The following is a 25,182-nucleotide window of genomic DNA, read 5'->3' as shown; positions in this document are numbered from 1 at the left end:
CCGTTTTACATCCAGTAGGGCGGAACGCCGTAATAGTCGTGGATGACCTTGCCGTTGCGGCGGTTCCAGTCATATTCGGCATCGCTCTCGTAATGCGGGGCGTTTTCGACCTGTTCCTTGGTCAGGTCGACGCGGTAGCCGCCGAGGCCCTCGTCATAGCTGAGCTTGGCCCAGGGCAGGGGGTAATGATCCTGGCCGATGCCGAGGAACCCGCCGAAGCTGAGGACGGCATAGGAGACGTGGCCGCTCCGCTTGTCGAGGATCAGGCGTTCCACCGAGCCGATATGCTTGCCGTCGGCGCCGTAGACGCTCGTGCCCTCGACCTTGTCGCTGGCGATGAGATCCTGGGTTTCGCGAATATTTGCATCCTGCATGGCCATAAGTGTTTCTCCTTGGTTGTCATGGACAGGAAACGGGCCAAGGCGGTAATGGTTCCTCTTCATGGGGTTATGCACCAGATTCAATTCGACTTTCCGCCGTCCGGTGCTACGGTAGGCCCAATTTCGAGGTGAGCGAATGACCGACAAGACCTATGCGCGCGACCTGATCGGCTACGGCCGCAACCCGCCGCAGGTGCGCTGGCCGGGCGATGCGAATATCGCCGTGCAGTTCGTGGTGAACTACGAGGAGGGCGGCGAGAGCTGCATCCTCGACGGCGACCCGTCCTCGGAATGCCTGCTGTCGGAAATCGTCGGCGCGCAGCCCTGGCAGGGGCAGCGCAACCTCAACATGGAATCGATCTACGAATACGGCTCGCGCGCCGGCTTCTGGCGCCTGCACCGGCTCTTCACCAGCCGTAACGTCACCACGACCGTCTACGGCGTGACGCTTGCCATGGCGCGCAATCCGGAAGCCGTCGCGGCCATGAAGGAAGCCGGCTGGGAGATCGCCAGCCACGGCTATCGCTGGCTGGAATACAAGGACTTCTCCGAGGAGCAGGAGCGCGAGCACATCCGCGAGGCCGTGCGCCTGCACAAGGAGCTGACCGGCTCGCATCCGCTCGGCATGTACCAGGGCAAGCCGTCGTCCAACACGCTGCGGCTGGTGATGGAGGAGGGCGGCTTCGTCTATTCCTCCGATTCCTACGCCGATGACCTGCCCTACTGGGTGCCGGGCGTCGACGGCGAGCCCTTCCTCATCATTCCCTACACGCTCGAAACGAACGACATGCGTTTCGCGACGCCGCAGGGCTTCAATGCCGGCGACCAGTTCTTCAACTACCTGAAGGACGCTTTCGACGTGCTCTACCAGGAGGGCCAGGATGGCAGCCCGAAGATGTTGAACATCGGCCTGCACTGCCGCCTTGTCGGCCGTCCGGGCCGCGTCGCGGCGCTCGCCCGCTTCGTCGACTACGTGCTCGGCCACGAGAAGGTCTGGATCCCGCGCCGCATCGACATCGCGCGCCACTGGATCGAGCATCACCATCCGTCGAAGGGCAAGGGCGTATGATCGACCACGCCGATTTCCTCGACCGGTTCGGCGGCGTCTTCGAGCACTCGCCCTTCATCGCCGAGCGGGCGCTCGATGCCGACGCGGTGTCCCTGCCGCTGACCGCCGGGGGTGTGCATGCCGCGCTGACCGCTGCCTTCCGCAAGGCGAGCCATGCCGAACAGCTTGGCGTGCTCCAGGCCCACCCGGACCTTGCCGGCAAGCTGGCGATTGCCGGCGGGCTCACCGAGGACAGCCGCAAGGAACAGGCCGGCGCCGGCCTCGACCGGCTGAGCCCGGCCGAGCATGCCCGCTTTACCGAGCTCAACACGGCCTATACGGAAAAATTCGGCTTCCCCTTCATCATCGCGGTGAAGGGGCTGACGAAGGACGATATCCTCGCCGCCTTCGAGGCCCGCATCGGCAACACCGCCGATGTGGAATTCGAGACCGCGAAGACCCAGGTGGAGCGCATCGCGCTCCTGAGATTGACTGCTCTGCTCCCCGGAGATTGAAAATGCCCGACGACCCACGACCGCCCTTCCTCTCCCCGGGAGGGCTGTCCGATGGCTGAGATACTGACGATCCGCCCGCTGACCCCTGAAGCCTTCGCCCCCTTCGGCACGGTGATCGAGGCCGATCCCGCCGCCATGCGCCATATCAACGGCGGCAACACCGAGCGCTACCATGCGCTCGCCGAGGCCGAAGCCGTCGGCGAGGATGCGAAGGTCATCATCAACATCTTCCGCGGCAGCCCGCGGAGCTTCCCCTATGCCGTCGACATGATGGAGCGCCATCCCTTCGGCAGCCAGAGCTTCTCGCCGATCGACGACCGGCCCTGGCTGGTGATCGTGGCGGAGGACGAGGGCGGCAGGCCGGGCCGGCCGCAGGTGTTCCGCGCCGGCGGACGGCAGGGCGTGAATTACTGCCGCAACGTCTGGCACCACCCGCTGATGACGGTCGGCGCGACCAGCGACTTCATCGTCGTCGACCGCCTCGGCGGCGGCGTCAATCTGGAAGAATACTTCTTCGATACGCCGTTCATCATCGAACAGCCTTGATCGCTTGCGGGGCAGGGCCATCGCATAGGGGTGGACGGCGCCGCACCTTTCCTTCTCCCCTCGGGGAGAAGGTGGCCCGAAGGATCGGATGAGGGGATGCACGGCTGAAGACTGCCGTTCTTCCCTCCTCCGGCGCTCCCCTCATCCGCCTGCCGGCACCTTCTCCCCGAGGGGAGAAGGGAACCTGCGGCGCTGCCCTGCCTGTCGGCAATAGCCGCGAATTGCGGGGCCACCGGCCGCTCTTCTCAAAGCACCGCCTTCATCGGCCTGCCGGCCACATAGGTCTCGCGCACGGCGCGGTCGTCGCCTAGGGTCTGGAGCAGGAAGAGCTCGTCGGTGAGCGAGCGCACCACTTCCATCTTCAGCGCCATGGCCGGCGTCGCGGCGGCATCGAGCACCACGAAATCGGCGTCGGTGCCGGCCTCCAGCGTGCCGATGCGGTCCGCCAGCGAGAGCGCTTCGGCATTGCCGAGCGTCATGTGATAGAAGCTCTCGTAGGGGTTCAGCCGCTCGCCGAGCAATTGCTGGATCTTGTAGGCCTCGTCCATCGTCTTCAGCATGGAATAGCTCGTGCCGCCGCCGACATCGGTGGCGAGCCCGATGCGCACCGGCTTTTCCCGCCGCGACAGGCTCTTCAGCGGGAAGAGGCCGGAGCCGAGGAAGAGGTTGGAGGTCGGGCAATGCACCGCCACCGCGCCCGCCTCGCTCATCGCATCCGCTTCGCGCTCGGAGAGATGGATGCAGTGGCCGAACAGGCTTTTCGGCCCGAGCAGGCCATATTTCGCATAGACATCCGTATAGTCGATGGCGTCCGGGTAGAGTTCGCCGGTGAAGCGGATCTCGTCGTGGTTCTCCGAAAGATGCGTCTGGATATGCAGGTCGGGGAACTCGCGGGCGAGCGCGGCGGTCATTTCCATCTGCGCCGGCGTCGAGGTGATGGCGAAGCGCGGGGTGATGGCGACGTGGTTGCGGCCCTTGCCGTGCCATTCGGCAATTACCGCGCGGGTCTCGTCATAGCCCATCTCGGGCGTGTCGAGCAGGCCCTGCGGAGCGTTGCGGTCCATCATCACCTTGCCGCCGATCATGCGCATGCCGCGCTTCAGCGCCTCGGCGAAATAGGCGTCGGCCGAGGCCTTGTGCACGGAGCAGTAGGCGACGGCCGTCGTCGTGCCGTGGCGGATCATCTCGTCGTAGAAATGGCGGGCGATGCGGGCGGCGTGCTCGCTCTCGACGAAGCGGCATTCCTCCGGGAAGGTGTAGGTGTTCAGCCATTCCAGCAGGTTCGCGGCATAGGAGCCGATCACCTGCATCTGCGGGAAATGCAGGTGGGTGTCGATGAGCCCCGGCAGGATGAGATGGGGGCGGTGGTCGATCTCCTCGGCATCCCCGGCGGCTTCGGCGCTGACGGCGGCATAGGGGCCGGAGGCGAGGATCCTGCCATCGGCGACCAGCAGGCCGCCGTCCTCCTCGTAGCGGTAGCTTGCGGCATCGTCGATGGCTTGCGGGCGGCGGAGGAAGGAGAGCAGGCGTCCGCGGATCAGGGTCTGGGTCATGGCGGTCGGCTTCCTTCTGCGGCTGGTTCGAACGGGATGGTGAGGGCGTGTCTCATCTGTTGCCATATTGTGCAAGCTTTGCGGGCGAAGAAAGGGCGGGTGCCGGTTTTCCGCCCGCGCGAAGGCTGTCCGCGCGGGCGATCTTCATGCATCCGTGGATTGCTATGCGGCGGCCGCGAGGCTTCTGCGCCTGAGCGACAGCGCGATCACGAAGCCCGACGCCGCCGCGATGCCGCCGACGAGGAAGACGCTGTCATAGCCGGCATGGTCGGCGAGCAGCCCGGCAAAGGGGCCGGTCAGGCCATAGGCCGCATCCTGGAACGCCGAGAAGCCGCCGAGCGCCGTGCCGCGCAGATGGGGTGGCACGCGATGCACGACCTCCCGCCCGAGCGAGGGAAAGATCATCGAGCAGCCGATGCCGGTGAGGAATGCGCCGACGAGGGCGAGCGTGGGGTCGTTCGCGCTCCAGATGAGCATCTGGCCGACGGCCTCGACGGCGAGCGAGCCGATCGCCACCGGCAGCCCGCCGATGCGGTCCGGCAGGTGGCCGAAGAAGATGCGCATCAGCACGAAGCCGCTGCCGAAGGCCGTGAGGCCGAGGCCGGCATGGCTCCAGTGCTGGTCGCGGAAATAGAGGGCGAAGAACGCGCCGATGGCGGCAAAGCCGATGCCCTGCAGGCAGATGATCGTGCCGTGCAGCCAGATGCGGCTGATCACGCTGCGGAACGAGGGTCTTTCCTGTTCGGGATGGGGCGCGACGGCCGGGATGCGCCAGATGGCCAGCAGGCCGAGCGCCGGCAGGAGGGCGCTGATCGTCATCGCCCCGGCAAAGCCGACCGACTGGAGCAGCGCGAGGCCGAGCGGCCCGCCGATGGCGAGCGCGCCGTACATCGCCGCGCCGACCATCGCCAGCACGCGGCCCGAATTGGCCGGGCCGACGATGCCGACGCCCCAGGCGATGACGCCGACGGCGACGAGGCTTTCGCCGAGGCCGAGAAGCAGGCGGCCGGCGAGGAGAATGGCGAAGGCGGCGAGGGGCTGGCCGGGCAAGAGGCCGGCGGCGAGCGAAGCCAGCGCGCCCGCGATGTAGAAGACAAGGCCGCGCGCGACGGCGGTCTTGGCGCCGCGGCCATCGGCAAGCCGGCCGGCATGGGCGCGCGTCAGGATCGTGGACAGGAAGGCGCTGCCGACGCCGAGCCCGGCCCAGACATTGCCGAGGCCAAGCGAGCCCGTGACGAAGACGGGGACGATGGGCAGCGAGATCGCGACGCAGAGATAGGAGACGAGCAGGATGGCCGTCAGCAACAGAAGTCGGCCCGGCGGGGCCGTGCGCATGAATTGGGGAGCCATGGTTTCCTCCAGGCTTTCCCTCGTCCGACGGCGCATGAAAAACGCACTCCGACCGGCGAGGGTCGTTGTGCGTTGCTTGACGTTAGACGCTTACGGCCAGAACACTGGCGTAAGGACGCAATAGATTTTCCCGCGCACCAAGTCAACGGCTTGCGGCAGCAAAGACCGATGGCGGCCTATGCCTCCGGCGGCATGGTCGCGAGGATCCACTCGCGGAAAGCCCTGATCTTCGGGATGTTGCGGCGGTTTTCCGGGTAGGCGAGCCAATAGTCCCGCCCGTCGTTGCAGGTCAGTTCGAAGGGCTGGAAGAGCTGGCCGGCGGCGACCTCCATGCGGAAATGGCCGGGATTGAGGACGGCGACGCCCTGGCCGGCCATGGCGATCTGCGCGTCGATGGTCTGCGTGCCGAGCTCGTTGGGCGGGAAGCGTTCGAGATCGGGATTGTCGACGCCGGCGGCGGCAAACCAGGTGCGCCACCAGATGTCGCGCGCGCTGATGATCGGCAGTTTCAGGAGGTCGGCCGGCTCCTTCACGCCGCCGATGGTCTCGGCGAGCGCCGGGCTCAGCATGGGCGTGAAGTTCATGCGCATGACGCGATGGCTGGCGAGGCCGGGCCAGTCGCCCTTGCCCCAGCGGATCGCGACATCCGCCTCCTCCTTGGCGAAATCGATCACGTCCTGCGAGGTGGTGAGGCGGACGGCGATGTTCGGATGCCTGAGCTGGAAATCGCCGACGGTGCGGCTCAGCCATTGCAGGGCGAAGGTGGGCGTGGAGTGGATGCAGAGCTTCTGCTCCGTCGCGCCGCGCAGGTCCGCGACGGCCTCGGCGAGCTTGCCGAGCCCCTCGGCCACCTTCGGCGCGAGGCGCTCGCCCGCCTCGCTGAGGATGACCTGCCGGGGCTGGCGCAGGAACAGCGGCTCGCCCAGCGTCTCCTCCAGCAGCTTGATCTGGTAGCTGACGGCCGTCTGCGTCATGCCCAGCTCGTCGCCGGCGCGGGTGAAGCTCGCATGCCGGGCTGCCGCGTCGAAGACGCGCAGCGCATTGAGCGGGAAGTTGCGGGACATCTTCAAGGCCAAGTTCTCTTCATGCATGCAGACGAAGCTTCGATTGGAGTTCCATCATCTTTCAGCGCACCCTGCAAGCAATGGATGGAATTCACGAGGTTTTCCCATGACATGCATCGCCGACCCGGTACAGGCGGGCGCCCTGCAATTCCGCAAGCCCGGCCTCTGGCATAAGCTCTCCATCGCCTTGCGCCCGGGCGCGAGGAAGCGCCGCCCGCGGCTCGATCCGCGGGAACTGTCCGATCACATCAAGCGCGATCTCGGTTTTCTCGACGGGCGCAGCGGCCGCTAAGCCGTCTCGCCCCGCCATGCGGCGAAGGCGAGCAGCACCTCGGCCGCCGTCATCGCGGCGATGACCTCCGGGCGCTTGTCGTCGACCGCCGTTCCGCCGATGGGCAGGACGAGCCGGTCGGCCACGGCGCGGTCGAGACCTTCCTCCTCCAGATAGTGGAGGAAGCTGCCGCGCTTCGATTTCGAGCCGACCATGCCGATATAGGCAAGGTCCGTGCGGGCCAGCGCCTCGCGGCCGATCAGGAAGTCGAGCGCATGGTCGTGGGTGACGATGACCACCGCCGAGCCCGGCGGGATGTCGGCGACGAGCGATTCCGGCATGGCGTCCAGCCGGTGGTGCACCTCGGAGGTGAGCTGGTCGAGTTCGCTCTCGCGCGCCTCGACGACGAAGACCTTGAGGGGCAGGAGCGTCAGCGCTTCGGCGAGCGCCCGGCCGACATGGCCGGCGCCGAACACCCAGACCTGGGGCTTCCGCCGTTCCTCTTCCTTCAGTCTTGCATCGAGGGCCTTGCGGGCCGCCTCGTCGGCGACGGTGAAGGTCAGTTCGACGCGGCCGCCGCAACACTGGCCGATATCCGGGCCGAGGGGAATGTCGAGGCTCGCCTCGCCGCCGGCGCCTGCCAGGAGCTTGCGGGCATTCTCGATTGCCACATATTCGAGCTGGCCGCCGCCGACCGTGCCGTGGATCTCGGTCGGCGCGACCAGCATGAAGGTGCCCTTGTCGCGCGGGGCGGAGCCTTTCGTTGCACTGACCTCGACGACGACGACGCGGTGCTCGCGGGCGAGAAAGCCCTCGAGGCTATCCTGTAGAAAGTTCATTTCGTCCTTCTTGCGCGCCCCGTCACCGGGGCGCCTTCTTATTGGGCGGTCCAGCCGCCGTCGACGGATATATGGGTGCCGTTGATCGACTTTGCCGCATCCGAGGCGAGGAACAGCGCGATGGCCGCCACCTCGTCGGTGCCGACGAATTCCTTGGTCGGCTGGAATTTCAGCATCACGTCGGTCTTCACCTCGGCCTCGCTGATGCCGCGGGCCTTGGCCGTATCGGGGATCTGCTTTTCGACGAGCGGCGTCAGCACGTAGCCGGGGCAGATGGCGTTGGCGGTGATGCCGTTCTCGGCGACTTCCAGCGCGACGGTCTTGGTGAGGCCCATGACGCCGTGCTTGGCCGCGACATAGGCGGCCTTGAAGGGCGAGGCGACGAGGCCGTGCGCGGAGGCGACGTTGACGATGCGGCCCCAGCCCTTGCGCTTCATGTGCGGCACGGCGCAGCGGATGGTGTGGAAGGAACTGGAGAGGTTGATCGCGATGATCTGGTCCCATTTCTCGACCGGGAAATCCTCGATCTTCTCGACATGCTGGATGCCGGCATTGTTGACGAGGATGTCGACGCCGTCGAATTCCTCCACCGCCGTCTCGATGAGGTCGGAGATCTCGTGCGGCTTGGTCATGTCGGCGGGATGGTAGATGACGCGGCCCTTGCCGAGGCCGTCGAGCTTTACCCGGATGGCCTCGATCTCGTCCGCTGCGCCGAAGCCGTTGATGACGACATTGGCGCCGGTTTCGGCAAAGGCGGCGGCGATGGCAAGGCCGATGCCGCTGGTGGAGCCGGTGATGACGACGCTCTTCATGACTATCTCCCGATATGCTGCGTTGCGGCAGCCTACGCCTAAAACTCAAGCGATGACAATTGCGTTTTCCGCGCGGTACAGTCCCGCTGAGGGCAAAGCGCGATTTGCGTTTTATTTTCCTTTGACATTCGTTTTTGTATCGTATTGAAGATTCCGAAGGGCCTGGGAGCGGCCCTTCACCGGGAGGGAAGCATGGGCGGATATGTTCTCGCGATCGACCAAGGCACGACATCGAGCCGGGCGATCGTCTTCGACGGCAACCAGAAGGTCGTCGGCTCCGGCCAGAAGGAATTCACGCAGATCTTTCCGCAGTCCGGCTGGGTCGAGCACGATCCCGAGGAAATCTGGGAAAGCGTCGTCTGGTCGGTGAAGGCGGCGCTGAAGAAGGCCGGCGTCAAGGCCTCCGACATTTCCGCCATCGGCATCACCAACCAGCGCGAGACGGTCGTCGTCTGGGAGCGCGAGAGCGGCAGGCCGATCCACAACGCCATCGTCTGGCAGGACCGCCGCACCGCCTCCTATTGCGAGAAGCTGAAAAAGCAGGACCTCGAAAAGACCTTCACCAAGAAGACGGGCCTGCTGCTCGATCCCTATTTCTCCGGCACCAAGCTCTCCTGGATGCTGTCCAACGTGAAGGGCGCGCGGGCGCGGGGCGCCAAAGGCGACCTCTGCTTCGGCACCATCGACACGTTCCTCATCTGGCGGCTGACGGGCGGCAAGTCCCATGTCACCGACGCCACCAATGCCAGCCGCACGCTGATGTACAACATCGCGTCGAACGAATGGGACGACGAGCTGCTGGAGATCCTCCGCGTGCCGAAGGCCATGCTGCCGGAGGTGCTGGACTGCGCGGCCGATTTCGGCATGACGGAGAAAAGCCTGTTCGGCGCGGAAATCCCGATCCTCGGCGTTGCCGGCGACCAGCAGGCGGCGACCATCGGCCAGGCCTGCTTCGAGCCGGGCATGATGAAATCCACCTACGGCACCGGCTGCTTCGCGCTGCTCAATACCGGGCCGGACATGGTGCGCTCGAAGAACCGCCTGCTCACCACCATCGCCTACCGCCTCGACGGCGAGACGACCTATGCGCTGGAGGGTTCGATCTTCATCGCGGGCGCGGCCGTGCAATGGCTGCGCGACGGGCTGAAGGTCATCAAGGCCGCGCCCGATACCGGCGACCTTGCCGCCAAGGCCGACCCGACGCAGAACGTCTATCTCGTGCCCGCCTTCACCGGCCTCGGCGCGCCGCACTGGGACCCGGAGGCGCGCGCGGCGATCTACGGCATGACGCGCAACACCGGCCCGGCGGAATTCGCCCGCGCGGCGCTGGAAGCCGTCTGCTACCAGACGCGCGACCTGCTCGACGCCATGCACAAGGACTGGAAGGCGAACGGCAAGGAAACCGTGCTACGCGTCGACGGCGGCATGGTCGCCTCCGACTGGACCATGCAGCGCCTTTCCGACATCCTCGACGCGCCCGTCGACCGCCCGACCATCCTTGAAACGACGGCCCTCGGCGCGGCATGGCTCGCCGGCCAGCGCGCGGGCGTATGGCCGGACCGGAAGGGCTTCGCCAAGTCCTGGGCGCGCGACACGCGCTTCACGCCCAAGATGGACGAGAAGACGCGCGCGGTGAAGATCAGGGGCTGGAAGGATGCGGTGCGGCGGACGCTGAGCGCGTAATTCGCATCACCGGCCCTTCTAGGCTTGGCGGCCGGATGCTATGCACCGGCCATGCAATCATCCCCTAACGTTGTTGCCGGCCGATCCTGCGGCACCTGCACGCTCTGCTGCCGGCTGCCCGACATCGATGCCCTCGACAAGCCTGCCAATGCATGGTGCCGGCATTGCGTCGCGGGCGAGGGGTGCTCGATCTATGCGGATCGGCCATCGGTCTGCCGGGATTTCCTCTGTCTGTGGATGACTGACGAAGGGCTCGCGGAAGCGTGGGAGCCGTCGCGCTCGCACATGATGGTCTACCGGCAGGGGCCGCAGGTTACAGTTCTGGTCGATCCCGTCCACCCTGATATCTGGCGGCGCGAGCCGTACCATTCGCAATTGCTGGACTGGGCGCGCGAAGCCGAAGCGATGGGCGGCTACGTCATCGTGTTCCGGCAGGACGACGTGTTCAAGATCTGAGCGGGCGGCACTTCCTGCCGAAAATCAAAAATATTCCGGTGCGCCCTGTCGGCTGAGGCGTTACTCCTGCGTCTATCAACCACGGGAGTTCACCATGCTGTATGCCGTTCTTTGTTACGATGCCGAAAGCGAAGTCTGCGCCTGGTCGAAGGAGCTGGACGACAAGGTCATGGCCGATCTCGGCGCCGTCAACCAGCGCTATGCCGAGGCCGGCAAGCTCGGGCCCGTCGCGCGGCTGATGCCGACGACGGCGGCCGTCACCGTGCGCAAGGGCCCGACGGACAATATCGTCATGGACGGTCCGTTCGCCGAGACCAAGGAGCAGTTCCTCGGCTTCTTCGTGCTTGAGGCGGAAACGCTGGAGGAGGCGATCCAGTTCGCCCGCGAGCTCTCCGCCGCCAATCCGGCGAACGGGACCTATGAGATCCGGCCGTTGCAGTTCTTCAATCCGGGAGTGCCCATAACATGACGGACCTTGCCTGGATCGACCTGGCGCTCACCTCGGCGCGGCCGCAGGCCATGGGGGCGCTGCTGCGCTACTTCCGTGACCTCGACATGGCGGAGGAGGCCTTTCAGGAAGCCTGCCTTCGCGCGCTGAGGACATGGCCCGACAAGGGCCCGCCGCGCGATCCGGCCGCATGGCTCATCTTCGTCGGCCGCAACAGCGGCATCGACCAGGTGAGGAAGCGCGCGAAAACCCAGCCGCTGCCGCCCGAGGAGGTGCTGTCCGACCTTGAGGACACCGAAAGCGACCTTGCCGACCGGCTGGACGGCGCGCATTACCGCGACGACATTCTGCGCCTGCTCTTCGTCTGCTGCCATCCGGAACTGCCGGCGACACAGCAGATCGCGCTGGCGCTGCGCATCGTCTCAGGGCTTTCGGTCAGGCAGATCGCACGGGCCTTCCTCGTCTCGGAAGCGGCGATGGAGCAGCGCATCACCCGCGCCAAGGCCAAGGTCGGCGCGGCCGGCATTCCCTTCGAGACGCCCGATGCCGTGGCGCGGGCCGAACGGCTCGGCCTCGTCGCGGCGATGATCTATCTCGTCTTCAACGAGGGTTATTCGGCCGGTGTGCCGGAGAAGGCGGATACGCCCTTCTGCACGGAGGCGATCCGGCTCGCCCGGCTGCTGCTCAAGCTCTTTCCGGCGGAGCCGGAGATCATGGGGCTGACGGCGCTGCTGCTCATCCAGCATTCCCGGCTCGACGCCCGCTTCGACGCGGACGGGCAGATCGTGCTGCTGGAGGATCAGGATCGTTCGCTCTGGGATCGCGCGCTCATCGACGAGGCGCTGGTGCTGATCGACAAGGCGCTGCGCCACCGCGCGCCCGGCCCCTTCCAGATACAGGCGGCCATCGCCGCGCTGCATGCCCGCGCCGCGACGGCGGCGGAGACGGACTGGGTGGAGATCGACCTTCTCTACCAGACGCTGGAGCGCCTCCAGCCCTCGCCAGTGGTGCGGCTCAACCGTGCCGTCGCGGTCTCAAAGCGCGACGGGCCGGAGGCGGCGCTGGCGCTGATCGAGCCGCTGGCGGAAAAGCTCGACGGCTATTTCTATTTCCATGGCCTGCGTGGCGGGCTCCTCAAGCAGCTCGGCCGCTATGCGGAGGCGCATCAGGCCTTCGACCGCGCCATCGCGCTCGCCACCACCTCGGCCGAGGCGGCCCATATCCGCCAGCATCTCGACAGCATGCAGCGCGAGGCGGCGGACGGCGCGGTGCTTCCCGCGCCGTGAACACACTGTTTCCCCCGACGCCTCTTCCAACCTCCGCCTGAGCGCCATATCTGAGGGAAAATCCTCTCATATGGAACATCCCATGGAACTTGGCCTCTATACTTTCGCCGATGTCGATCCCAATGCCCCCGACAAGGGGCGGGAAGGGGAGCGGCGGCTGAAGAACCTGCTGGAAGAGATCGAGCTTGCCGATCAGGTGGGGCTCGATGTCTTCGGGCTCGGCGAGCATCACCGGCCGGATTATGCCGCCTCTGCGCCGGCCGTTATCCTGGCCGCGGCGGCGGCGCGCACCAAGACCATCCGTCTTTCGAGCGCGGTGACGGTGCTGTCGTCGGACGATCCGGTGCGCGTTTTCCAGCAGTTCTCGACGGTCGATCTTCTGTCGGGCGGCCGGGCGGAGATCATGGCGGGGCGCGGCTCCTTCATCGAATCCTTCCCGCTCTTTGGCTATGCGCTCGACGACTACGACCAGCTCTTCGAGGAAAAGCTCGACCTGCTGCTCGCCCTCAACGAAAGCGAGAAGGTCTCGTGGAACGGCGTCATGCGTCCGCCGCTTTCGGGCATCGGCGTCTATCCGCGGCCCCTCCATGGCCGGCTGCCGGTCTGGATCGCCGTCGGCGGCACGCCGCAGTCGGTGGCGCGGGCAGGGGCCTATGGCCTGCCGCTGGCGCTCGCCATCATCGGCGGCACGCCGGCGCGCTATGCGCCGCTCTTCGATCTCTACCGCGAGGCCGCGCGGCGGGCGGGACAGGACGAGGCGAAGCTGAAGACCAGCATCAACGTGCACGGCTTCATCGCCGATACGACGGCGGAAGCGGCCGACACCTTCTACGGGCCGCAGGCCGAGGTTATGAACCGCATCGGCCGCGAGCGCGGCTGGGGGCCGACGAGCCGGGCGCAGTTCGACCAGTCGACCGGGCCGGACGGCCATCTCTTCCTCGGCGATCCGGAAACAGTCGCGCGGAAGATCGTCGCCCACCACAGGATCTTCCGCAACGACCGTTTCCTGCTCCAGATGGCCATCGGCCTGATGCCACACGAGCGCATCCTGCGCGGGATCGAGCTCTACGGCACCAAGGTCGCGCCGCTGGTGCGCGAGATGCTGGCGGACGAGCCCAGGGCGGAAATGGCCCCTTCCGCCTGACAGCGCGGCGCGGACGTGCTAGGACGCCCCGCGAAAGAGAGATGCGATGACCCTTGGAAACGATGAAGACCTCAACGGCCTGAAGGCGATCGGCCGGATCTGCGCGAACGTGCTGCAGCACATGTCGACCGCCGTCCGGCCCGGCATGACGACGGCCGAGCTCGACCTGATCGGCCGGCGCATGCTGGAGGCGACGGGCGCCCGTTCGGCGCCGGAAAGCTGCTACAATTTTCCGGGTGCGACCTGCATTTCCGTCAACGAAGAAGTGGCGCACGGCATTCCGGGCGAGCGGGTGATCAGGGAAGGCGACCTCGTCAATATCGACGTTTCCGCCGAGCTCGACGGCTATTTCGCCGATACGGGCGCATCCTTCACGGTCGGCCGCTCGGTGCCGGCGGTGGAGCGGCTTTGCCGCGACGGCAAGCGGGCGCTCTGGGTCGGTCTCAAGGAAGTCAAGGCCGGCAAGCCGCTGGCCGAGGTCGGCAATGCCATCGGCGCCTTCGCGCGCAAGAACCGCTATACGCTGATCGCCAATCTCGCCAGCCACGGCGTCGGCCGCTCGCTGCACGAGGAGCCGACGGAAATCGCCACCTGGCCGGACCCGCAGGAAAAGCGCCGCATGACGGAAGGCCTCGTCTTCACGGTCGAGCCGTTCCTCTCGCTCGGGGCGAACTGGGCCGAAGGCGGCGACAAGGACGAATGGACGCTCTACAGCGAGCCGAGCGCGCCGACGGTGCAGTTCGAGCACACGGTCGTCGCCACGCGCAACGGCCCGCTGGTGGTGACGCTGCCGGGCTGAGAGCCTTCACCCGCGCTGATCCGACGATCAATAAATGTCGTTTGCCGTGGCCATGTTGCAGTGCAATGGTCCCGCCATGATGCAACGCACAGCCGCTTCTTCGCGCGTGACCCTGCGCGCCGCCATTGCCGGCGCGCTCGCCATGGCGGTGGCCATGGGGCTCGGCCGCTTCTTCTATACGCCGGTCCTGCCGGGCATGATGGCGGGGCTCGGCCTCAATGCCGCCGATGCCGGCATCATCGCGGCGGCGAATTTCGCCGGATACCTGATCGGCGCGGTGCTGGCCGCCTATGGCTGGGCCGCCGGCCGGGAGCGGTCTCTGGCAATCGGCGCTCTCGCCGCGACCGTCCTGCTGCTTTTGGCCATGGGGCTTTTCTCCGGTGTCGCGGCACTGTCCGTCATCCGTTTCCTCGCGGGTCTCGCCAGCGCCTTCGCCATGATCTTCACATCGGGTATCGTGCTGTCCATCGGGCTCGTTCATGGCGATCCGCGCGTGCAGATGGCGCATTTTTCCGGCGTCGGCAGCGGTATCGCGGTCTCGGCCGTGCTCGTCTACCTTCTCTCCTTCATCGACTTTTCCGCGCTCCCGGCATGGCGGGCGGACTGGCTTTTCGGCGCGCTGCTCGCCGCCGCCGGCCTTGCCGCCGTCATGGCGCTGCTGCCACGGCCGGAAGGCGGCGCGTCGGCCGTGCGCGAGCCGCCGATTGTCTGGACGCGGCCGCTCGTGGCACTGACGCTGAGCTACGGTCTCTTCGGCATCGGCTATGTGGTGACCGCCACGTTCATCGTCGCCATCGCGCGGGAAGGGGCGGAGAGCCCGCTGCTCGAATGCCTCACATGGCTCGTCACCGGCGGTGCGGCGGCGTTGTCGCTCATCGCCTGGAAACCCGTCGAGCGTCGCAGCGGCGTCGCCATGGCCTACCTGCTCGCGATCCTCGTGGAAACGGTCGGCGTCGCGGCGACGGTCCTGCTGCCCTTTCCGTGGTCGGCGCTGGTCGGGGGCGTTCTTCTCGGCCTCACCTTCATCGTCATCACTGCCTATGGCCTGCAGCTCGGGCGGGTTCTCGCCAGCCGGAGCCCGCGCCAGGTTCTCGCCCTGATGACGGCAGCGTTCGGCGTCGGGCAGATCATCGGCCCGCTCGGGGCCGGGTTCCTCGCCGCGCGCACGGGAAGCTACGCCCTGCCGAGCCTTGCGGCGGCCGGCATCCTGCTCCTTGCCGCGGCCATCACCGTGCTCGGCGGCGCGCTTTCCATTAAATCTCGGTAATGCCCCGGGGCACCAATTGTTGTGCTGCGCAAACTCCTTTAGGTTCTGCGCATCTTCGGCGTGCTTCGCGTCGCCCGGCCTACGAGAAACGAAAGCTATTCCTTTGTTCGTCTCCTTCTTCCCCTATCCCAGATTGTTCTTCCCGTCCGTCGTCCTCTGGTCGGCCCTCGCCATGATTATCTGGTATGCCGGGGGAGGCGATCTCGGCGCCTATATCGGATTGCCGCCGTTGAAGCCGGGCGAGGAAGCGGTCGTCGGGGTCTCCGTCTTCTGGTCGGCGCCCTTCCTCTGGTTCTACATCTATTATGCGGTGATGGTCGGGCTGTTCGCGGCCTTCTGGTTCGCCTATCGCCCGCATCAATGGCAGCTCTGGTCCGTGCTCGGCTCGGCGCTGATCATCTTCAACACCTATTTCTCGGTGCAGGTAAGCGTCGCCATCAATGCGTGGTACGGGCCGTTCTACGACATGATCCAGCGCGGCCTCGCGCGCACCGAGCCGATCCCGACGGAAACCGAGATCTATGTCGGCATGATCGGCTTTGCGGGCATCGCCTTCGTTGCCATCACCGTCGGCACGCTGAACCTGTTCTTCGTCAGCCACTACGTCTTCCGCTGGCGCACGGCGATGAACGATTTCTACATGTCCCACTGGGACAAGCTGCGCCATATCGAGGGCGCCTCGCAGCGTGTGCAGGACGACACGATGCGCTTCTCGCGCACCGTCGAAGGGCTCGGCGTCAGCCTCGTTTCCTCGATCATGACGCTCGTCGCCTTCCTTCCGGTGCTGTTCAAGTTCTCCAGCACGGTGACGGTGCTGCCTTTCGTCGGCGAGGTTCCGCATGCCCTCGTCTGGGCGGCGATCTGCTGGTCGCTGTTCGGCACGGTGTTCCTGGCCGCCGTCGGCATCAAGCTGCCGGGCCTGGAATTCCGCAACCAGCGCGTCGAGGCGGCCTACCGCAAGGAGCTGGTCTATGGCGAGGACCATGCCGACCGGGCGCAGCCGCCGACGGTGGCCGAGCTCTTCGCCAATGTGCGGAAGAACTATTTCCGCCTCTATTTCCACTATCTCTATTTCAACGTCGCCCGCATCTTCTACCTGCAGGCCGACAATCTCTTCGGCACCTTCGTTCTGGTGCCCTCCATCGTCGCCGGCAAGCTGACGCTCGGCGTGATGAGCCAGATCCAGAACGTGTTCGGGCAAGTGCGCGAGTCGTTCCAGTATCTCGTCAATTCCTGGACGACGATCGTCGAGCTTCTGTCGATCTACAAGCGCCTCAAGGCCTTCGAGGCGGCGATCGACGACCAGCCGCTGCCCGATATCGACGAGCGCTACCTGAAAAGGGCGGCCGTCGAAGGCGAGCTTGCGGCCAACGAACCGTAAGGATTGCGATCAGAGGGCGGCTCCGGCCGCCTTCTTCTCTTTCGCTAGGATGTCCAGCGCGCCGGCATAGCTGACGCAGGCGACATCCGCCTTGCCGCAGGTCTCCGTCAGGAAGCGGTCGAGCGCGCGCCAGTAGGCGCCCGCATTCATCTCGACGAAATGGAAGCCGAGCTGCAGCGGAATGCGTTCGCCGTCATATTGCTTGGCGAAGGCGTCGCGATAGGCCTTCAGCGTGCTTTCCTCGAAGGCGGCGCTCTTTTCCGGGTTCTCCTTGCCCTTGGAATGGCGGACATAGAGATTGTAGTCCATGGCGATGACGGGACGCTGGGATGCGCCTTCCGGAACGAGCGGCAGGCCGAAGCGGGCGATGTCGCCGCTAGCCACGGGCATGGCCGGCCCCTTGGTGACGAGGCTTGCATCATAGGCAAAGCCGTCAGCCTCCAGCGCCTTCACAAGGCCGCTTCCGGCCGAAAGATAGGGCGCGCGAAAACCCTTGATGTCCTCTTCGGCAAAGCGCTTCCAGTCTGCCGGCTCGCGCTCGCCGACGCCGGCATTCTGCCAGGCGTTCTTCAGCGACTCCCGGAAGAAGGCGAACTCGGCCTTCCAGTCCTCCGCGCTCCACTTGCCGCCGTCGAAATGGCCGCAGGCATGGCTGCCGATGTCGTGGCCTTCCAGCCTGGCGAGCCAGATCTCGCCGAGCCGGAGGATCGTATCCTCCCGGTCCGGCGCGAAGCCGACATTCGAGCGGCCGCGCTTTTCGTGCGGCGCCTGGTATTTGGCGCGCTCGGCCTTCGGGAAAAGGAAGGTGCAGGAGAGGAAATAGGTGAAATGCGCGCCGGTGCGCTTGGCCATGGCGCGGCTCTTTTCCCAGAGCAGGTTGTCGTGCGCGCCGTCGAAGGAGACGATGACGAGCTGCTTGCGCTTTGCGGTCTCCACCGCCTCGTCCCCCGCGAGCGCCGGCCCGGCGGCGAGCGCCACGGCGAGGGGAAGAAGGAGGGAACGAGGCGAAAACAAGGAGGACATGGCTACCCGCGACAATTTGCAAAGGGTCTCTCATCGATTCCGAATGCGGCAATCCTTTGATCGGGCTGGAATTGTCGCCGCGCGACGGATATTCCAATGGTGACGGCCATCCGCCGATTTTTCTTCAAGGGGCATTTTCATGACGTTGCTCATCATCGGTCTCGTTCTCTTCATCGCCACCCATCTCCTGCGCCCCGTCGCGCCGGGGCTGCGCAATGCCGGCATCGCCGCGCTCGGCAAGCCGGGCTGGATGGCGCTGCACGGCATCGTGTCGCTGGCGAGCCTCGCCCTCATCGTCTACGGCTTCATCGACGCGCGCGAGAACGGCGGCGAGATGCTGTATTTCCCGCCCGCCTTCATGGCGCATATCACGCTGACGCTGATGGCCATCGCCGCGATCTGTCTCGTGGCGGGCTTCCTGCCGCCCGGCCATATCCGCACGAAACTGAAGTTCCCGATCCTCGTCGCCATCAAGATCTGGGCCTTGGCGCATCTGCTGGCGAACGGCGAGAGCTATTCCGTGCTGCTCTTCGTGACGATCCTCGCCTGGGCGGTCATCCTGCGCATCACGCTCAAGAAGCGCATCGCGGCGGGGGAAACCAAGCTGCCGGTCTTCGTCTCGGCGAAATACGATGTCATCGCCGTCGTTGTCGGGCTCGCCCTCTATGCCGTGATCGTCCTCAAGCTTCACGAATGGCTGATCGGCGTCGCCCCGCTGCCGTGATCCGTTGCCTATCCCGGGCCTATCCCGGGGGCTTTTCGCGCCTGCCCCCTTACAACGTCGTGAAAATCGGGTAGAAGGCGCTAACTTTAAACGTTGGTTGGCGCCGGGCAGGACATGGTAAATCAGGACGACAGCTTTATCCGCGAGGTGAACGAGGAATTGCGCTCCGATCAGATGCGTCTGGTCTGGAAGCGTTTCGGCCGCATCCTCATCGGCGCGGCCGTTCTCGTCGTGCTCGGCACGATCGGCAAGGTGGGCTACGAATACTGGCGCGACCGCGAGGCTTCCGCTTCCGGCGACGAGTTCCTCGCCGCCCTGACGCTCGCCCGCGACGGCAAGAAGGACGAGGCGCTGGCCGCGCTCGGCGCGCTCGAGAAGGACGGCTTCGGCTCCTATCCGGTGCTTGCCCGCATGCGCTCGGCCTCGCTGCTGGCGGAAACCGACGCCAAGGGCGCCATCGATGCCTTCACGGCGATCTCCAAGGACGGCTCGGTGCCGCAGGCGCTGCGCGATGCGGCCCGCCTTCGCGCCGCCTATCTCCTCGTCGATACCGGCACCTACGATCAGGTCTCGGCCGAGGCCGAGCAGCTTGCGACGCCGCAGGGCGCGCTGCGCCATTCCGCCCGCGAGGTCCTCGGCCTTTCGGCCTACAAGCATGAGGACTATGCGCGCGCCAAGGAATGGTTCGACGCCATAATCAACGACAGCGAAAGCCCGCGCAATGTCGCCAACCGCGCGCAGATGCTGCTTGACCTGATCACGGCAAGCGGCAAGCTGTCCTCCTGAGCCGGCATCTGCCGGCCGCTACAACGGAACACGTTCATGAGCTTCACCGTCGCCATTGTCGGACGCCCCAATGTCGGCAAGTCCACCCTGTTCAACAGGCTCGTGGGCAAGAAGCTCGCGCTCGTCGACGATACGCCCGGCGTCACCCGTGACCGCCGGCCGGGCGACGCCCGCCTCATCGATCTGAAATTCCGCATCATCGACACGGCCGGCCTCGAGGAGGCCGCGCCCGAGACGTTGCAGGGCCGCATGCGCGCCCAGACGGAAGCCGCCATCGAGGAGGCCGATCTCTCGCTCTTCGTGGTCGACGCCAAGATGGGCCTCACCCCGGTCGACCAGACGCTGGCCGAGATGCTGCGCCGCAAGGGCAAGCCCGTCGTGCTCGTCGCCAACAAGTCGGAAGCCCGCGGCTCCGACGGCGGCTTTTACGATGCCTTCACGCTCGGCCTCGGCGAGCCGACGCCGATCTCCGCCGAACACGGGCAGGGCATGCTCGACCTTCGCGACGCCATCGTCGCCGCCATCGGCGAGGAACGCGCCTATCCCGAAGAAGACGAGGCCGAGACCAATATCGACGTGCGGGCCGAGATGGCCGAGGGCGCGGAAGCGGACGAGGATTTCGAGCCGGAATACGACGAGACGAAGCCGCTGCGCGTCGCCATCGTCGGCCGCCCCAATGCCGGCAAGTCCACGCTGATCAACCGCTTCCTCGGAGAGGACCGGCTCTTGACCGGCCCGGAAGCCGGCATCACGCGCGATTCCATTTCCGTCGAATGGGACTGGAAGGGCCGCACGATCAAGATGTTCGACACGGCCGGCATGCGGCGCAAGGCGAAGGTGCAGGAGAAGCTGGAGAAGCTTTCCGTCGCCGACGGCCTGCGCGCCATCCGCTTCGCCGAGACCGTGGTCATCGTCTTCGATTCCACCATTCCCTTCGAGAAGCAGGACCTGCAGATCGTCGATCTCGTGCTGCGCGAGGGCCGCGCCGCCGTGCTCGCCTTCAACAAGTGGGACCTGATCGACGACCCGCAGGCCGTGCTCGCGGAGCTGCGCGAGAAGACCGACCGGCTGCTGCCGCAGGCGCGCGGCATCCGCGCCGTGCCGGTCTCCGGCCAGACGGGCAGGGGCCTCGACAAGCTGATGCAGGCCGTCATCGACACGGACCGCACCTGGAACCGCCGCATCTCCACCGCCAAGCTGAACCGCTGGCTGGACGCGGTGCAGACGCAGCATCCGCCGCCGGCCGTTTCCGGCCGCCGCCTCAAGCTGAAATACATGACGCAGGTGAAGGCCCGCCCGCCGGGCTTCATGGTGTCCTGCACGCGCCCCGACGCGCTGCCGGAATCCTATATCCGCTACCTCACCAACGGCCTGCGCAACGACTTCAACCTGCCGGGCGTGCCGATCCGCATCCATTTCCGGGCGTCGGACAATCCCTATGCCGGCAAGGCGAAGAAGAAGCGCTGACGGGCTGATTGCCGGTCAGCCTTGCGGCAGCTTGTCCTTTACGACCAGCGCGCCGTGATGCTGGATGACGGCGGCGGCGACGTCCGCCGCAAAGCGCGCGGCCTCCTGCGGCGCCGCGCCTGCCGCGAGGCGGGCGAGGAAGGCGCCGTTGAAGCTGTCGCCGGCGCTCGTCGTATCGACGATCTTCTCGACGCTCGCCGACGGGACATGGCTGCGCTTCCCGCCGAAGACCAGCGTCGCACCCTCGCCACCGTCCTTCACCACCTGTTCCGCGACGCCGAGCGCGGCGTAGCGGGCGATGGTCGCCTCCAGCGAGGCGTCGCCGAAATGGGTCGTCTCGTCGTCGAGGCTCGGCATGACGAGCGTCGCGGCGCGGGCGCCCTCGGTGACCGTCGCGCGCATCCGGTCCATGTCGTCCCACAGGCGCGGGCGGATATTGGGATCGAAGACGACGCGCTTGCCGACGGCCTTGGCGCGGCGCAGCTCGGAAAGCAGGGTCTCCACATCCTCCGCCGGCAGGATCGCCAGCGTGATGCCGGAGAAGACGATGATGTCGGAAGCCTCGATGGCGGCGCGCAGCCGGTCGCCGTCGCGGGCAAGCAGCTTTGCGGCGGAGGCGGAGCGCCAGTAGGAGAAGCTGCGCTCGCCGTCCTTGAGGTGGATCATGTAGAGGCCCGGCGAGCGGCCGGCGATGCGCGCGACATGGGCGGTGCCGACGCCGTGGCCTTCCATGAAGGCCAGCATCTCGTCGGAAATCGTGTCGGTGCCGACGGCGGAGAAATAGTCGACGCTCCAGTCGGACGGCAGGTATTGCCGGGCGTAATAGGCGGTGTTGAACGTGTCGCCGGCAAAGCTCTTGCGCATCAGGCCACCCTCGGCCTGCATCAGTTCCACCATGCATTCGCCGATCGCCAGCAGCCGTCCCGCCATATCCGTTCTCTCCGGTCAATTGCGCCGGAAAGAGGAAATACTGTCAAAGAGTTGGCGGGGCAAGACGATGCCCGCGCTTTCCGCCTGCCGCTGCCGTTCCATGCGGCGAAGGCCGGGGATGTGCACGCCGAATTCGCCGGAAAGGCGCTCCACCTGCCCGGCGAGCCGGGCCGGGAAATCGTCGGCGAAGAGTTGCGGCGAGAGGGCAAGGACGAAGAGGCCGATGCCGGGCGTCGCCTCGCCCGCCTGGAAATCCGGTGCGTCGAGCGACCAGTTGGCGCCCGTGAGGCCCGCCGCCAGCACCTCCACCATGAGGGCGATATTGGCTCCCCTGGTGCCGCCATAGGCCAGCAGCGCGCCCTGCATGGCCGCGAATGGGTCCCGGGTCGGCTCACCCTCCTGATCGAGCGCCCAGCCGTCGGGGATGGCTTCGCCCCGCGCCGCCGCCTCGCGGATATCGACGAAAGCCGCCATGCTGGAGGCCTGGTCGATCAGGAGCAGGCGACCGTCCTCCAAGGGAGCGGCGAAGGCGAGCGGATTGGTGCAGTAGACCGGCTGGCGGCTGCCCGCGCCGGCCATCAGCGCCGGGCCGTTGGTGGCGGCGAGTGCGACGAGGCCCTCTTCGGCGAGCCGGGCGGCATACCAGCCGAGTTCGCCGGTCGTATAGCTGTTGTGCAGGGAAAAGACGGCGATGCCGAAGGTCCTCGCCTTGGCCACCAGCTCCTCATGGGCAAGTGAAAAACCGTGCTGCGCCACGCCGCCCATGGCGTTGCATTTCATGATTGCGGGTACCGGCGAGGTGATGAGCGGTTCGGCCCGTCCGGCGATCCTGCCGTCGACGAGGCTCCTGAGATAGTCCGTCAGGTGCAGGAAGCCGACCGTGCGCTTGCCGGCCATTTCCGCGTCCAGCGTGGCGCGGGCGAGCGCCGCCGCTGCCGCCTCCGCCATGCCGACGCGCATCAGCGCCGTGCGGGCGAGGTCCATTGCTTCCGTCGGGGAAAGGGTGACGTCATCGGTCATACGGCAACCTTCTCTATGGAATTTGCCGATATCATCCAGACCGGCCCGCCTTTCGTCAACCGTCGAAAAATCCGGCCTCCGCCCGTTTACGCTGCACGGGACGCGCGTTACATCTTGCCCGAAGCAACAGGAACCGGAGCAAGAACGCATGACGAAGCCCCGCAAGAAGGCCGACGACTGGTGGCGCGGCGCGGTCATCTACCAGGTCTATCCCCGCTCGTTCCAGGACACGACCGGCGATGGCATGGGCGACCTCAGGGGCATCACCAGGCGGCTCGGGCACATCGCCTCGCTCGGCGTCGACGCCATCTGGCTTTCGCCCTTCTTCAAGTCGCCGATGGCGGACATGGGCTATGACGTTTCGGATTATTGCGACGTCGATCCGATGTTCGGCACGCTGGCGGATTTCGACGCGATGCTGGCCGAGGCCCATCGCCTCGGCATGAAGGTCGTCATCGACCAGGTGATCTCGCATACGTCCGACCAGCATCCCTGGTTTGTCGAGAGCCGGTCCAGCCGGTCGAACCCGAAGGCGGACTGGTATGTCTGGGCCGATCCGAAGCCCGACGGCACGGCGCCCAACAACTGGCTGTCGATCTTCGGCGGGCCGGGCTGGGAATGGGACGGCGTGCGCAAGCAATATTACATGCACAACTTCCTGACCTCGCAGCCGGACCTCAACTTCCACAACAAGGCCGTACAGGATGCGCTGCTGTCGACGGTGCGCTTCTGGCTCGACCGCGGCGTGGACGGCTTCCGTCTCGACACGGTGAACTTCTATTTCCACGACAGGAAGCTGCGAGACAATCCGCCCCACGAGCCGAACCCGGACGAGATCGGCCTCGATGCGCCGGACGTGAACCCCTACGGCATGCAGACGCATCGCTACGACAAGACGCAGCCGGAGAATGTCGATTTCCTCAAGCGCTTCCGCGCGCTACTCGACGAATACGAGGGGCGCATGACGGTGGGCGAGGTCGGCGACGGCGCGCGCTCGCTGAAGACCGTCGCCGAGTATACGAGCGGCGGCGACAAGCTGAACATGTGCTACACGTTCGACCTGCTCGGGCCGGATTTCACGGCCGACCATATCCGCAAATGCGTGCAGAGCTTCCAGCGGGCGGTGGAGGACGGCTGGGTCTGCTGGGCCTTCTCCAACCACGATGTCGACCGCCATGTCAGCCGCTTCATCCACGCGCCGGAAGAGCGCGAGCGCGTCGCCAAGCTGGCGATCACCCTGCTTTCGACGCTGCGCGGCTCGATCTGCCTCTATCAGGGGGAAGAACTGGGCCTCACGGAAGCCGAGCTCGCCTTCGAGGACCTGCGCGATCCCTATGGCATCCGCTTCTGGCCGGCCTTCAAGGGCCGCGACGGATGCCGCACCCCGATGCCCTGGCAGCGCGGCGAGGCCCATGCCGGCTTCAGCACAGCCAAGCCCTGGCTGCCGGTGCCGGAGGACCATGCCCGCCTTGCCGTCGATACGCAGGAGAAGATCGCCGGCTCCGTGCTCAACCACTACCGCGCGACGCTCGCCTTCCGCAAGGAGCACGAGACGTTGCACGACGGCGACATGTCCTTCCTCCATTCCAACCACGACATCCTCGCCTTCACCCGCGAGAAGGCCGGCGAGAAGCTGCTTTTCGTCTTCAACCTGACGCGCGAGAAGGCGGAATTCGTGCCGGCGAAATCGCTGAAGCTCGGCGAGCCGCTGCCGGTCCCCGGCTTCGGCGCGAAGCTGAAGGACGGGACGATCGAGCTGGACGCGCTGGATATGGCCTGCGTGCGGCTGTGAGCTTGCAGGCGGCCGGCGCCGATAGTATCATAAAGTGATACTTCGGAGTTTCGCCATGGCCTCCAGCTATACGCTCGGCAATCACTACGAGACGTTCGTCCGCGAGCTTCTGGCCAGCGGCCGTTATGCCAGCGCCAGCGAGGTGCTGCGGGACGGCCTGCGCCTTCTGGAGGACCGCGAACGGCAACGGGAGGCGAAGATCGCCGCGTTGCGGGACGCCGTCCGCGAAGGGTTGGAAAGCGGCCCGGCTGCCCCGCTCGACATCGATGCCATCAAGGCGCGGGCGCGAGCTGGCCGTGCTTGAGATCATGCATCTTCCGCAAGCGGAAGAGGACCTGATCGCGATCTGGCGCTATATCGCAGACGACAACGAAGCGGCGGCCGACCGTCTCCTCGACCGCATCGCAGCGGTCGCGCGAAAGCTCTCGTCGCATCCCGAGGCCGGCCGTTCGCGGCCGGAGCTCGCGGCAGGTCTGCGCAGCTTCGTGATTGGAAACTACGTTCTTTTCTATAAGGCCGATCCTACCCATCTCGTGCTCGTGCGTGTGCTCAGCCGTTACCTGGATATCGACGAGGACGAGTTTCCCGCCTGATAGCC

The 25,182-nt window shown here is 66.2% G+C and carries 27 protein-coding genes; 18 read left to right on the top strand and 9 right to left on the bottom strand.

The window, feature by feature from the left end:
• Positions 1-5 precede the first annotated feature (5 nt).
• A complete protein-coding gene (locus ACZ48C_RS11090; protein ID WP_119256930.1) occupies positions 6-380 on the bottom strand; it encodes a PRC-barrel domain-containing protein in 375 nt (124 codons plus the stop codon).
• Between the two features lie 136 nt (positions 381-516).
• Here ACZ48C_RS11090 and puuE point away from each other — a divergent pair, with 136 nt between their 5' ends.
• From puuE to ACZ48C_RS11075, 3 genes are read left to right on the top strand one after another with little or no spacing between them, the layout of a single operon-like run.
• A complete protein-coding gene (gene puuE / locus ACZ48C_RS11085) occupies positions 517-1,449 on the top strand; it encodes an allantoinase PuuE (protein WP_464781135.1) in 933 nt (310 codons plus the stop codon).
• Positions 1,446-1,943, top strand: coding sequence for a 2-oxo-4-hydroxy-4-carboxy-5-ureidoimidazoline decarboxylase (gene uraD / locus ACZ48C_RS11080; RefSeq protein WP_464781134.1), 498 nt, complete (start codon positions 1,446-1,448; stop codon positions 1,941-1,943). Before puuE ends, uraD begins: the two co-directional genes overlap by 4 nt.
• Positions 1,944-1,994: 51 nt before the next feature.
• Positions 1,995-2,489, top strand: coding sequence for an ureidoglycolate lyase (locus tag ACZ48C_RS11075; RefSeq protein WP_464781133.1), 495 nt, complete (start codon positions 1,995-1,997; stop codon positions 2,487-2,489).
• Between the two features lie 245 nt (positions 2,490-2,734).
• Here ACZ48C_RS11075 and guaD read toward each other — a convergent pair whose 3' ends face one another.
• From guaD to ACZ48C_RS11060, 3 genes are all read right to left on the bottom strand, one after another.
• Positions 2,735-4,042 carry a guanine deaminase gene (gene guaD, locus ACZ48C_RS11070; RefSeq protein WP_464781132.1) on the bottom strand — a complete coding sequence of 436 codons (1,308 nt, stop codon included), beginning with the start codon at positions 4,040-4,042 and terminating at the stop codon, positions 2,735-2,737.
• A gap of 162 nt (positions 4,043-4,204) precedes the next feature.
• Positions 4,205-5,392, bottom strand: a complete 1,188-nt coding sequence (locus ACZ48C_RS11065) for an arabinose transporter (protein WP_464781131.1) — start codon at positions 5,390-5,392, stop codon at positions 4,205-4,207.
• 176 nt (positions 5,393-5,568) lie between these two features.
• Positions 5,569-6,483, bottom strand: coding sequence for a LysR substrate-binding domain-containing protein (locus tag ACZ48C_RS11060; RefSeq protein WP_464781130.1), 915 nt, complete (start codon positions 6,481-6,483; stop codon positions 5,569-5,571).
• 79 nt (positions 6,484-6,562) lie between these two features.
• Here ACZ48C_RS11060 and ACZ48C_RS11055 point away from each other — a divergent pair, with 79 nt between their 5' ends.
• Entirely contained in the window at positions 6,563-6,748 is a 186-nt protein-coding gene (locus tag ACZ48C_RS11055) for a hypothetical protein (protein WP_415213031.1), read from the top strand.
• Here the strand turns inward: ACZ48C_RS11055 and xdhC are convergent.
• Both xdhC and ACZ48C_RS11045 read right to left on the bottom strand, forming a co-directional pair.
• Positions 6,745-7,566, bottom strand: a complete 822-nt coding sequence (xdhC, locus tag ACZ48C_RS11050) for a xanthine dehydrogenase accessory protein XdhC (protein WP_464781129.1) — start codon at positions 7,564-7,566, stop codon at positions 6,745-6,747. The two genes, ACZ48C_RS11055 and xdhC, sit on opposite strands and share 4 nt — an antisense overlap.
• A gap of 38 nt (positions 7,567-7,604) precedes the next feature.
• On the bottom strand, positions 7,605-8,378 hold the full coding sequence (locus ACZ48C_RS11045) for a 3-hydroxybutyrate dehydrogenase (protein ID WP_464781128.1): 774 nt from the start codon (positions 8,376-8,378) through the stop codon (positions 7,605-7,607).
• Positions 8,379-8,570: 192 nt separating this feature from the next.
• Here ACZ48C_RS11045 and glpK point away from each other — a divergent pair, with 192 nt between their 5' ends.
• The 8 genes from glpK to bacA all read left to right on the top strand — a co-directional run bounded on the left by glpK (position 8,571) and on the right by bacA (position 16,842).
• Positions 8,571-10,061, top strand: a complete 1,491-nt coding sequence (gene glpK / locus ACZ48C_RS11040) for a glycerol kinase GlpK (RefSeq protein ID WP_464781127.1) — start codon at positions 8,571-8,573, stop codon at positions 10,059-10,061.
• Positions 10,062-10,112: 51 nt separating this feature from the next.
• Positions 10,113-10,517: a hypothetical protein gene (locus ACZ48C_RS11035; protein WP_464781126.1), complete on the top strand. Its 405-nt coding sequence runs from the start codon at positions 10,113-10,115 to the stop codon at positions 10,515-10,517.
• A gap of 94 nt (positions 10,518-10,611) precedes the next feature.
• On the top strand, positions 10,612-10,986 hold the full coding sequence (locus tag ACZ48C_RS11030) for a YciI family protein (RefSeq protein ID WP_424546641.1): 375 nt from the start codon (positions 10,612-10,614) through the stop codon (positions 10,984-10,986).
• Positions 10,983-12,251 (top strand): RNA polymerase sigma factor, encoded by a 1,269-nt coding sequence (locus ACZ48C_RS11025; protein ID WP_464781125.1) that lies wholly within the window; start codon positions 10,983-10,985, stop codon positions 12,249-12,251. Before ACZ48C_RS11030 ends, ACZ48C_RS11025 begins: the two co-directional genes overlap by 4 nt.
• A gap of 82 nt (positions 12,252-12,333) precedes the next feature.
• Complete coding sequence (locus ACZ48C_RS11020) at positions 12,334-13,395, top strand: LLM class flavin-dependent oxidoreductase (protein ID WP_464781124.1); 1,062 nt, start codon at positions 12,334-12,336, stop codon at positions 13,393-13,395.
• A 46-nt stretch (positions 13,396-13,441) separates the two neighbouring features.
• Positions 13,442-14,194, top strand: coding sequence for a type I methionyl aminopeptidase (gene map, locus ACZ48C_RS11015; RefSeq protein ID WP_464781123.1), 753 nt, complete (start codon positions 13,442-13,444; stop codon positions 14,192-14,194).
• 76 nt (positions 14,195-14,270) lie between these two features.
• Complete coding sequence (locus ACZ48C_RS11010) at positions 14,271-15,461, top strand: YbfB/YjiJ family MFS transporter (RefSeq protein WP_464781122.1); 1,191 nt, start codon at positions 14,271-14,273, stop codon at positions 15,459-15,461.
• Positions 15,462-15,564: 103 nt separating this feature from the next.
• Complete coding sequence (bacA, locus tag ACZ48C_RS11005; RefSeq protein ID WP_119256946.1) at positions 15,565-16,842, top strand: bacteroid development protein BacA; 1,278 nt, start codon at positions 15,565-15,567, stop codon at positions 16,840-16,842.
• Between the two features lie 9 nt (positions 16,843-16,851).
• On the opposite strand, the gene ACZ48C_RS11000 is transcribed toward bacA, so the two are convergent.
• Positions 16,852-17,865 (bottom strand): polysaccharide deacetylase family protein, encoded by a 1,014-nt coding sequence (locus ACZ48C_RS11000; RefSeq protein ID WP_464781121.1) that lies wholly within the window; start codon positions 17,863-17,865, stop codon positions 16,852-16,854.
• A gap of 139 nt (positions 17,866-18,004) precedes the next feature.
• On the opposite strand from ACZ48C_RS11000, the gene ACZ48C_RS10995 reads away from it, so the two are divergent.
• The 3 genes from ACZ48C_RS10995 to der all read left to right on the top strand — a co-directional run bounded on the left by ACZ48C_RS10995 (position 18,005) and on the right by der (position 20,842).
• Entirely contained in the window at positions 18,005-18,589 is a 585-nt protein-coding gene (locus ACZ48C_RS10995) for an NnrU family protein (protein ID WP_318909681.1), read from the top strand.
• A gap of 114 nt (positions 18,590-18,703) precedes the next feature.
• A complete protein-coding gene (locus tag ACZ48C_RS10990; protein ID WP_119257171.1) occupies positions 18,704-19,375 on the top strand; it encodes a tetratricopeptide repeat protein in 672 nt (223 codons plus the stop codon).
• Between the two features lie 36 nt (positions 19,376-19,411).
• Positions 19,412-20,842 carry a ribosome biogenesis GTPase Der gene (gene der / locus ACZ48C_RS10985; RefSeq protein ID WP_454634956.1) on the top strand — a complete coding sequence of 477 codons (1,431 nt, stop codon included), beginning with the start codon at positions 19,412-19,414 and terminating at the stop codon, positions 20,840-20,842.
• Between the two features lie 15 nt (positions 20,843-20,857).
• Here the strand turns inward: der and ACZ48C_RS10980 are convergent, their stop codons facing one another.
• The gene (locus ACZ48C_RS10980) at positions 20,858-21,772 is read right to left on the bottom strand and encodes a sugar kinase (RefSeq protein ID WP_464781120.1); all 915 of its coding nucleotides are present in this window, start codon (positions 21,770-21,772) and stop codon (positions 20,858-20,860) included.
• A 15-nt stretch (positions 21,773-21,787) separates the two neighbouring features.
• Positions 21,788-22,792, bottom strand: a complete 1,005-nt coding sequence (locus ACZ48C_RS10975) for an Ldh family oxidoreductase (protein WP_464781119.1) — start codon at positions 22,790-22,792, stop codon at positions 21,788-21,790.
• Between the two features lie 148 nt (positions 22,793-22,940).
• Between ACZ48C_RS10975 and bglA the strand changes: the two genes are divergently transcribed.
• The 3 genes from bglA to ACZ48C_RS10960 are packed head-to-tail and all read left to right on the top strand — an operon-like array spanning position 22,941 to position 25,177.
• Complete coding sequence (gene bglA, locus ACZ48C_RS10970) at positions 22,941-24,584, top strand: beta-galactosidase BglA (protein WP_119256953.1); 1,644 nt, start codon at positions 22,941-22,943, stop codon at positions 24,582-24,584.
• A gap of 55 nt (positions 24,585-24,639) precedes the next feature.
• Positions 24,640-24,888: a type II toxin-antitoxin system ParD family antitoxin gene (locus ACZ48C_RS10965; protein ID WP_464781118.1), complete on the top strand. Its 249-nt coding sequence runs from the start codon at positions 24,640-24,642 to the stop codon at positions 24,886-24,888.
• Positions 24,881-25,177, top strand: a complete 297-nt coding sequence (locus ACZ48C_RS10960) for a type II toxin-antitoxin system RelE/ParE family toxin (RefSeq protein WP_464781117.1) — start codon at positions 24,881-24,883, stop codon at positions 25,175-25,177. The genes ACZ48C_RS10965 and ACZ48C_RS10960 overlap by 8 nt, the downstream gene beginning before the upstream one ends.
• Positions 25,178-25,182: the final 5 nt, after the last annotated feature.

Source organism: Shinella sp. 1A1 (genome assembly GCF_055379515.1).
The sequence above is the reverse complement of the archived record's forward strand: the minus strand, read 5'-3'. Positions and strand labels throughout refer to the sequence as shown.